General features: G+C 27.2%; 8 protein-coding genes. 1 reads left to right on the plus strand and 7 read right to left on the minus strand.

Features of this window, described 5'->3' with window-relative positions; all coding sequences use genetic code 11:
- Positions 1-4: 4 nt before the first annotated feature.
- Positions 5-484, minus strand: coding sequence for a DEAD/DEAH box helicase family protein (locus BN358_RS00615; RefSeq protein ID WP_232233016.1), 480 nt, complete (start codon positions 482-484; stop codon positions 5-7).
- 332 nt (positions 485-816) lie between these two features.
- Between BN358_RS00615 and BN358_RS00620 the strand changes: the two genes are divergently transcribed.
- Positions 817-1,182: a cyclic-phosphate processing receiver domain-containing protein gene (locus BN358_RS00620; protein WP_019227239.1), complete on the plus strand. Its 366-nt coding sequence runs from the start codon at positions 817-819 to the stop codon at positions 1,180-1,182.
- A 383-nt stretch (positions 1,183-1,565) separates the two neighbouring features.
- On the opposite strand, the gene BN358_RS00625 is transcribed toward BN358_RS00620, so the two are convergent.
- The 6 genes from BN358_RS00625 to BN358_RS00650 form a co-directional block, all read right to left on the minus strand.
- Positions 1,566-2,009 carry a hypothetical protein gene (locus BN358_RS00625; protein ID WP_019227240.1) on the minus strand — a complete coding sequence of 148 codons (444 nt, stop codon included), beginning with the start codon at positions 2,007-2,009 and terminating at the stop codon, positions 1,566-1,568.
- A gap of 87 nt (positions 2,010-2,096) precedes the next feature.
- On the minus strand, positions 2,097-3,986 hold the full coding sequence (locus BN358_RS00630; RefSeq protein WP_019227241.1) for a DUF262 domain-containing protein: 1,890 nt from the start codon (positions 3,984-3,986) through the stop codon (positions 2,097-2,099).
- A gap of 52 nt (positions 3,987-4,038) precedes the next feature.
- Positions 4,039-5,166, minus strand: coding sequence for a hypothetical protein (locus tag BN358_RS00635; RefSeq protein WP_019227242.1), 1,128 nt, complete (start codon positions 5,164-5,166; stop codon positions 4,039-4,041).
- An 18-nt stretch (positions 5,167-5,184) separates the two neighbouring features.
- Positions 5,185-8,562: an AAA domain-containing protein gene (locus tag BN358_RS00640; RefSeq protein ID WP_019227243.1), complete on the minus strand. Its 3,378-nt coding sequence runs from the start codon at positions 8,560-8,562 to the stop codon at positions 5,185-5,187.
- Positions 8,563-8,714: 152 nt separating this feature from the next.
- Positions 8,715-9,017, minus strand: coding sequence for a hypothetical protein (locus BN358_RS00645; RefSeq protein ID WP_019227244.1), 303 nt, complete (start codon positions 9,015-9,017; stop codon positions 8,715-8,717).
- A 15-nt stretch (positions 9,018-9,032) separates the two neighbouring features.
- Positions 9,033-9,350: a hypothetical protein gene (locus BN358_RS00650; RefSeq protein WP_019227245.1), complete on the minus strand. Its 318-nt coding sequence runs from the start codon at positions 9,348-9,350 to the stop codon at positions 9,033-9,035.
- Positions 9,351-10,059: the final 709 nt, after the last annotated feature.

The raw sequence follows: 10,059 nt of genomic DNA on the forward strand, positions 1-10,059 counted from the left end.
TCAGTTAATCCGCCTTTACAAGGTATAAAACATCTTCTCCTTTAAGCCAGTTATCAATCATTGAAAGATTACGAACTAAACTATCCTTACTTACTAATAAAACATTATCATCAAAATTTATGTTAATTGGTTTATCGTGTTTTCCAGAAACGATTCTATAATTAAAGCCAGAAATATTATATAGTAAATTAGCATAAGCATTCCTTTGAAATGTATCAGCTGCTTGTTCCAATAACAAATGCCTATGAGCAACCCATAGTATTTTTTTATTTTTATTAACTGCATTTCTTAATAGCCAATATACTGTAGTTAAAGTTTTCCCACCCCCGGTAGGAAGAACAAGTAGTGATTTGAATGTATCATTTCTATCAATTATATCTAACTTTTCTACAGCTTCTACCTGGTGTTCATATAATGTCCTTGGATTACTTCCTGATATTACATTAACTTTACCAGCATATTTTATTTGTACTGTTTCTTCCATTTCCCCTATTTCTCCCTTTAGTATACGTTTTCTATCTATATACAATAATACCACCACTTTTTTGCTTATTCAACAAAATTTGCTTAATAATATTATTTATGGTTATTCAGAAGTATACTATTTTTCAATATAGTATACTATGTATACACAGGTTACTTAGTATACCTTTTTACTATTTAGTATACTAAATAATAAAAATTGAAAAAATAATTTACTATATTTTATAATTAACAACAAGTAATTTTCTTATAGGATTTAATCTTTTTTAATATATAATTAATTACAATAAAATATTAATTTTAAAAATATACAATCTGACTTTGGGAGTAATGATGAAAGAAAAAATAAACTTATATGTTGACGACTTACGTGACTGTCCGCAAGGTTTTATTATAGCAAGAACTATAGAAAAAGCATTATATTATTTTGAAAATTTTTATATAGGAATACTTAGTCTTGACCATGATTTAGGCCTTGATCAACAAGAAAATTTATTACCTACCGGATATGATTTAGTTAAAATTATATGTGAAAAAGGCTTGAGAGCTGATAAAATATATATACATACTGATAATCCAGTAGGTAGAGAAAATATGTACAAAACATTATTAAGTGCACAAAATAGGGGATTCATAGCTTACGATATTTCGATTTATAACTATCCTTTCATTCCAAATAGGTATTCAAATAAAAATTAATTCATGTTGAAAATTACTTGATACTTCTGAGGAACCCTGATTATATTAAATATTTAAAATCAACTCCATGTTATTTTAATATAAGTAATATCGTATATTTTTTTGTTTCGTAAACGAAACTTTGTGTTTGCACTAAATCCAAGTAGCCTATAAATTTGCATCAAATAAATTTATAGGCTACTTGATGCAAATTTATTTAATTCTTCAATATAATACCAATGTCGAAATATACTAAGCTTTTTAATGAGTACTTTAGAATCATTTATACTATTATCAATTCTACAGTATTATCTACAGCATCATAATATGTTTAGACTAATTCAAGCATTTAATTTATTTTTAACCAAGCAGATTTATAATTGTGCTATATTTAAATATTTTCATCAACCTATTTTATGTATCATATTTGAAAATCTATAAGTTTGTAGAGCATCTTTCGCTTTTTTAGAATAAGAAATTCCCCATTCAGGCAAGGATACTTGTCCTTTCTTATTATAATCCTTACCACTCAAAGGATATATGTCTTTACCCCAATCTTCTGCAGGTATCAGATAAAGTAGTTTTTCACCACCATTATCTGGAACATACAATAAAGCCATATATAAGTTAGAATCATTTATATTGAAATTTGTCTTTCTTATAAAGATATAACTTCCAATTTGAGTTATAGCCTTTACCTTTATCTTTATCTCATTTCTACTATTTGAAGTAGCTATAAAGTTTACTTGTCCAATTGGTAGATTTGATGGTTCTACTTTAAAACCATTTTCTTTAAAAGATTTTTCAATAATTTCAGTTGCATATTTGTTTAGTTCAATTTTATTCATAATTGTCCTCCTTTTATGTTCTGCAGAAATATTTTATGATATACCTTTCCTATTCTTATTCTTAATTAAAAATTGATAAAGCATCTATTAATTAACATTCCAAATAATTTGAGCTAAATCAAAGAGTAGTTTTTGTCTTTCTTCTATGCTTTTTTTATCAAACACACTATACTTATTAAATTTAAGATTAAATTTTAAACAGAATTTCTTAAATTCAGGATTAGAATGTTCAAAGGAATCTGTTAATGTTTGAGCAAATAGTGTTCCGTTACCAGAATAAGTTTTTAGTTTATCAGCATACACTTCATTACCTGATGATTGATTATCAGAACCCCTTAATAATACTAATGCACCTAATCGGTTTCTCTGTTCATTAAACTCTTCATCATCTATAAACAATGATCTATTAGCATCATTATTTGCTATAATATGTTCTATATGATGTCTATTTTTTCCTTGTGCTTGTTGTATCATTTCATAGTATGTGGCTGTGCTCAGACCAGTTTCAATATGTATTAATCTTTCAATTCTTGCATAGAAGTATTTTAAAAATCTATTTCCTAAATTGTTGTATCCTCGTATTGCAAAATATTCGTACTTAAAAGGTTCCTTTAGTTCTTGCCTATTATGTTCTTTACGTACAATGCTTAATAATTTATCCTCAAAAGCACTTTTAATTTCATCTAAGTTTTTATTTCTAATAGCAAATCCCAATTCTATTATGTCATTATTAAATATAGATGATTTATAACTTCCTGTTAAATTTAAAATTGTATACAACCTATCAAAAAGCTTTGGTATTAAAGAATACTTTTCTTCCAATTGATTATCATTTGATTTTATAGCAGATAACAATAAATACTCTTGCATGTTTTGCCCATTAATAGAATTAAATAGAATATATTCATTTTTACTATTACTATAGATGCTACGATCATTACAAATTCTTCTATATATTTTACAAAAATACGGTATTTCACCTTTTAAAAATGCCTTTACTTTTTTTAGGTATCCAGCATTAACATCATGTTTAAACCCTATTCTATCATTAAATTCATCAATATATATTGTTTTATGGTATTTGCTTTCATCTAATGCTCGATATTGATTAACATTATCTGCATATTTGCATCTAAAGTAGCAGCTTAAGAATTTATCAATTTCTATTTCTCCATACTTTTCTCCTAAACTATTTATGTTATCCTCCCAGAAGGATAAATAATTATCTACTTCATTTTTATCTATTACTCCAATAATTTTACCTTTTAATATCTCGTAAGATTTGAGCGGTATACCTCTATCATTTATAACTTCGAAAGCCATTGATACATCTTTTGTATCATCCACGTCTATTTTTATTAATATAATCCTATTAAACAAATATATTCTGAAGGCATCATACATATGTTCTGAAATGTTTCTTTCTGCAAAATAAGAATCTATTACTTTATATGCTTCATAAATATTTCTCTCAGAAATAGTCATGTCTCCAGTATGATGATTTATCCCTTCAATTCCATATTTAAAAATATTTTCTAAGGCGTTTTTTCTATCATCAAATCCCACCCAAAAAACCATTTTACCTGTATTGTCATAATTACATATCCTATTACTAATATTAATAAGAATGCCTTGATTTTTATTGAAATTTAAAGCCATTCTATATAAATGAATAATCAATATAGTTAGTGTAGTTAATCTTTGCTGTCCATCAACTATAAAGGTATTACTGCCAACTGTATTTGTCATAAATGAATTTAGATAATACCAATCATATTTAGAAATAATATCTTCTGTAATGTCTACGTTAGAGTCATAGCTTAATTTAAACCTAAAAATTATATCATCCAATAAAGATTTAATCGGTTTATATGATTGTTCAATATCGTTCCACTTATATTCTCTTTGATAAAAATCAACCATATACTTCCTATCAAATATTTCTCCAACTGTAACTTGTGTAGGTGTTATTGCCATTTTTTAACCTTCCTATATAATTATAATATTGTTAATAATTTTCTATATTTTATTATTTATTAGCTTTATTTTTATGCTCTTTTTTTAATTCTACAAGTATATTATCAGCTTCAGAATCATTGTGAGCCATAAAAAGTGTTGTATATGTTTCATTTGGCGCTGGAATTAAACTATAAAACTTACTCAAAACATTGTTATTTCCAACTAAATAAACTGGAACATTTGCTTTTTCTACAAATGCGCTATGCCCTTTAAATAAAACATTTTGAGCAATAATGCCTATAGTCTCTGGAGTCATATAATTTATATCACTTAAAATTTGTGTTAATAACAAAGAACTTCCGGTTTTGTAGCCAGCATCAATATACTTTTCAGCAAAGCAATAGCCTGCAGGCTCTTTTTTCCATACATTTTTCAAAGCTTTCTGGTATACTTTTGTTGCTATAGTTTTATAACCAAATTGTACTCTTGAATTAAAAGACAAAGAATTATAAGCATAAGTATTTGCTAATGCTTCTTCTAAAGGATCATTAGGATGCTCACCAGTAATTGAATTATTGCAACAATACCTTTTTGCTCTATAATCTAAATAATAAGGTCTAACTTTTTCTGCTGAACTTGCATAGACAATCTCTATAGTTGTAACAGCACTTTCAACAATATGATGAAAAAATTCATGATGAAATATTTCAAATAAAACAAAAGACATAGTATCTCTTAAGTCTTGAAAAATATTTATATACATTCCAAGACTCTTTGAAACATTCTCACAATAAGTGATAAGTTGATCAATATAAATATAAATACCCCATTCCTCAAAAGGCTCCAAATGAAATGGTCGATAAAAAGCAATACAGTTTTCAGGCATACGATCATAATCTAACTTATGCGCAATGTTTTTTATATTTATATAATCATCCCATATCTGTACACCTGACATTTGTCTTTTATCACTATTTTTCTTTATGTAATCAATTTGATCTCTTGACAATTTTGAAGCCCTATTTACAGGAACACCATAAAAATCATTAATAAAATCATCATCTAAATTTTTATAAGAATCTTTATGCTTGCTTAATCCATTACGATATAAGAAATCAAATACCGGCAATTCTATTTGAGGATCTATTATCGTATTTTCTATCCATTGATAAAATTTTGAATAATTTTTATTATTCATTGTATTCCCCCATACTAATTAAGATTTAACGTAATTTCCACTTACCCACTTATGATAACTTATTTTCCAGCCGCAGTTTTCACATTGCCAATATGGTCCGTATTGGCCAATCATATATGTTACTCTTGAACTGCATTCAGGACAACTTGGATTTTCTTTTCTTGTTGATGCTTCTGAATCTTTAGAAAAGTCTGTTCTGTTGTCTATAGATAAGAAGTTTAATAGCTGCTTTGCCGGTTCGCTGCCTATAAATCTAAACATAATCTCATTCTTTTTATGATTATGCGATAAAGGATTTAAAGACCCTACCCACATAATTTCATCATCAATAATTACTGCCTTTTGATGTATATCTTTTCTTGTATCTACATTACACCCAAAATATTCGAGCGAGTCTAATGCCAATGAACCATCCTCAATTGGAATACTACCATTATATCTTGCTGGAGGTACTACACATCTTATACGTACACCCTCACGTATTTTTTTTCTAAACACTGCTTCAAATGTTCCTACCCTATATGGAGTTATAAATCCAGAATAGACTACTATTGATTTCTTAGCATTTATAAAATCATCCATGCATACTGTGTAAAAATCGTTCTCATCAAAAATACCGTGTTTCAAAACATCTTCTGAAATATTGAAGTTAGATCCTTTATTAGCATAGAAAGTTATTTCCGGGCTTAATGAAACTATCCCACGACCGTCTATTACTTTTCCGGATGATACCGCAATATTTAAAACATACCTTAAATAAGCAAATGCAGGAAGTTTTTTATCAAGATATTTTAAATTTGCGATAAATACCAAATAGTTTCTTGCTCTGCTTAGTGCAACATTAAACAATTTAGTACCTTGATCTATTTGTGAATTAGACTTTAAGTTTACCAAGTCACCTTCAAGAAAAACGCCTACATTTTTTTCACTATAACTATCAGGTATATCTACTACCATCAAATCTTTCTCATCACCTTGATAACGATGAATTGTTCCTGATTGCACTTTATTAATTTCTTGAGATTCAAAAGCTTTTATGACTAACTTAGTCTGCGCAGCATAAGGCGTACAGTATCCTACTGAAATTTCACAATCATTAAATAGCTTGCATATATTTCTGCCCAACAGTGCGTTTATAACATTATACTTTGATTTAAATTGGTTTCTGTTTGAATAAGGAAACAGTTCTGAAGTATCAATAACTATTATATGATTTAAAATCTCTTCTCCTAATAATGAAACAGGTTTATCATTATAACTGTTTAAAACTGTTTTTAAACCATTTTTATAATTAATTGATACAAGATCACAAATTTGCTGTGCCATTCTATATTGTTCTTGAAGCATTACAACACGTTTATCAGGTTCTTTGCCAATTCTTATTATGTTTGTTAGAATATCTGAGCCTATAATCTCAAGGATGCGTTTATTATTTGATTGCACAATTGGAGGTAATTGCATATAATCTCCAGAAATAAATACTTTCTCTTTAGCCATACCACAGGCAAAAAATACTGCTGGCAGCATTACCATAGATGCTTCATCTATGATAACCGTATCAAATCCTGTGAATAACTTAGCACTTAAGAATGTTTTTGTAACTGTTGCTCCAACTATTTGGGCTTGTTGTACAACTTGAGTTTTAATATCTTCAATTTCCTTTTCATTTTCTTTAATTTGAAACTCCAAATCTTTTTTTTGAGCTATATCAACCCTTAACTGATTTTCAACTGATGACCTATCATAATTACTAAGCTTTTCCAATAAATCGGTATATTTAGATTCCAAATTTTCAAGCTCTTTCATACAATCATTTAATACTTTTTTTAATTTTGTTAACCCAATTTTATTTTCTGCTATAGTTATCGTCAAAACCTGAATATCATTTTTTATATATTCTTCTTTTCTCATAAATAATTTTCGCAAAGCATTTGACTGAGTTCTTATTGATAATTCTCTTTCTAAACTATCTAATTTTTTATTTTGGTCTTCAATATTCTTTGTAGCAACTTCACATATATCAAATGTTTTTTGATACTTTTCTTTAGCTTTATTAAATTCAGATTCTACTCTATCACATTCTTTAAACAATAATGCTATCGAGTTCATAACTGAAATTTCAATTTTTATTTCATTTAAGTCATTATTTAAGTCAATAATTTCACTCATAATTTGCTTAGTTTTATTTTCTATGATGCATTTTTCAGTAATATAATTTCCCCATTCACTTTCTAACTCGTTTAAAGTAATCTTACCAACTCTTAAAACTTTGCCCCCTGAAATTGCTTCATTATCAGAAGTCAACTCATTACATAATTTATACAACACTTGATCTACAGCTTGGTTTGTATTAGATACTATCAAAGTTCGCTTTCCACTACAAAATAATTGAAATAATAACTCACTGATAACTGTAGTCTTACCTGTTCCTGGAGGACCCCACAAATATAAAATTTCATTTGTTAGTCCTTTTAATATTGCTTCCTTTTGTTTAACATTAAGTCTAATATTATGTAGTTCTACATTATCAATTTCTTTAACTTCTTGCCCATTATTATTAATCGAATCTTCTGCAAGTTTTGTATTAAAATTATTAAATGTACCTTTTTCTATTTCCTCCATTCTATTCATTAAAACTTCTAAAATAGCTGTATTGTCTATTTTTATTATACATGAATGAATAAACTTCCCATAATAAGAAGATATAGAAATAGTTATTTTACCTTCAGATATATTAATTATCTTTCCTGATACTCTTTCTTGTCCTATGATTGCAATAATTTTAGCTTCTTCAAAAGCTTCTACATCTGCATCAATAGTAAATTGATATACATATTCTTCTCCAAAAATCTCAATGTTGATACCGTCTTCAACCTTAATATATTGATTGATATTTTTATTTTCTTTTATTTCTTTAATTAATCCATCTAATGCTATTCTATACTGTTTTGATAATGGCCACGTTTTATCAATATCATAAACTATATCTTCGTCAAAACTAAATATTCTTTTTTTAGGTACGTCCAAAAGATTTCCGATATTTCGAAATTGAGGAATATTATATTCTTTTTTATTATCTACGTTATTATTTGTATTCTTGGTGTCTGACTTATTAGTTGTGTTAAAATCCTCTAAATCTATTAAATCAATATCATCAATATCTGAATTCATATCTATTTTTAATTCATCAAATAAATCTATCTGTTCAAAATCCAACATTTTCACTTGAGAATGAGAAAGGGCCAAATCAACCGATTGAGCTAATTTTCTCATTTTTGTTGTTTTACGATATGACAACTCATCCTTTAATTTTTTTAGAATATTAACATTTGAAGAATTCTTTTCATAAAGCTGAATTAACTCATCACCTTTAAAATTAAAATATGGTCTATTCATACATTCTTCCCCCTAAGAAGCTTTTGAATTTGAACTATTTTCTAATCTATCTCCAAAGCCTTAAATACATCATCTTCCGGACTACTGTAAAATGAAATCTGAAACTTTGAAAACAACTCTTTTAAAAGGTTTTTTCCTTATCCAATATATCCTTATAATTTTATGATTTCATATGTTTTATTTTCTTCCAAAACTATTACTTTAAGTATATCTTCAGTTTCAATCTTTAATATTTCCTTGAACAACTCATTTCTTAAATATATTTTTCCGCTCTTATTTCGATAATATCTATATATTCTATCATATATTTCAGATCCCACTTTAATCCTTATATTATAGTTGCATGGATGTCCATCATCAGAAATAGGAAAATATATCTTATTCGCTACAAGTATTCTTAATATATTTGCTTCAAAATCATTTGAAGTTATATTATTTATTAAAAAACTACTCATTTTTCACCCCCATTGCTATAGTTTTTGGTTGAAGTAAAACCCATATTTATCAAGTCTCTCTTTACATATCTTTCTTTCCTCATCAGTAAACAATTCAACATATTCAGGTTTTAAGACATGAGCCTCAATAGAAAGGTCTAATCTACCCATTTCCCATAGCACTTCAAAACCAATAGTTCCATCCTCTTTAGAAATAAGTTGCTTAGCAGCTTTTAATCCACCTTTTTCAGAAACCAATTGTAAAAACCTTGTAGCATTATAATTTAATTCTTTCTTTGCTGTTGTATAAATGCTTAGCATATCTTTATGAAATTTTTTCTCTAAATAATTCACTGATTACCCCCCCTTTGTAAACGTTATATTAATAGTAACACTAATGCCTAATCCTGTCAAAATAAGAAATATTAACAAAAACCCTAATAGTATTTGCATCAATAAATAAAAATATCACTAAGGAGAGAAAACAAGCCTTGTCGTCAGTACGGGCGTGAAATATTATATATTATCTTTTATATTTTATGTGCCATTTTATTATTCTCTTATCATGCATTCAAGTATTTTCAATGCATTAGAGAAATGGCACATATATCGTGGGAAAAATCAATGTTTCTACAAAATGATACATATGAATATTATTATGATAAGCTCTTGAGGAAAGTAAAAGTTCAATTAAATAGAACTGTTTTAAGTTAATTAAAATAATATTTAAGAAACATTAATTTTATTCAAGGTATCTCTCTAATGCCATTCCAAAAATGTGCCAAAACTTATTTTAACGCCTTTGCGAGGAAAGATTGTCCAATATATAAATCAAGGAACCACAACTTATTTATGAATGAACATAATACATATAAATGTAAAAAAATATTTAAAAGGAAAAACGCACTAACGATAAAATCCGCTTAATGTTTTAGCAAACTCTTTCATGTATATTTATAACTATCGCATAAGTAATATTTATTGAACACAACGAATACACTCTAACCCTTCCCGTTTGAATCTTAGAAATTACCAAAATAAAACTTATAATTTCAACATATTT

It is taken from the genome of Sedimentibacter sp. B4 (assembly GCF_000309315.1).
Taxonomy (GTDB): domain Bacteria; phylum Bacillota; class Clostridia; order Tissierellales; family Sedimentibacteraceae; genus Sedimentibacter; species Sedimentibacter saalensis.

Bases quoted from the DNA above. Each gene is read 5' to 3' on its own strand.
- BN358_RS00615 (WP_232233016.1), bottom strand. From the start codon at position 484: ATGGAAGAAACAGTACAAATAAAATATGCTGGTAAAGTTAATGTAATA.
- BN358_RS00620 (WP_019227239.1), top strand. From the start codon at position 817: ATGAAAGAAAAAATAAACTTATATGTTGACGACTTACGTGACTGTCCG.
- BN358_RS00625 (WP_019227240.1), bottom strand. From the start codon at position 2,009: ATGAATAAAATTGAACTAAACAAATATGCAACTGAAATTATTGAAAAA.
- BN358_RS00630 (WP_019227241.1), bottom strand. From the start codon at position 3,986: ATGGCAATAACACCTACACAAGTTACAGTTGGAGAAATATTTGATAGG.
- BN358_RS00635 (WP_019227242.1), bottom strand. From the start codon at position 5,166: ATGAATAATAAAAATTATTCAAAATTTTATCAATGGATAGAAAATACG.
- BN358_RS00640 (WP_019227243.1), bottom strand. From the start codon at position 8,562: ATGAATAGACCATATTTTAATTTTAAAGGTGATGAGTTAATTCAGCTT.
- BN358_RS00645 (WP_019227244.1), bottom strand. From the start codon at position 9,017: ATGAGTAGTTTTTTAATAAATAATATAACTTCAAATGATTTTGAAGCA.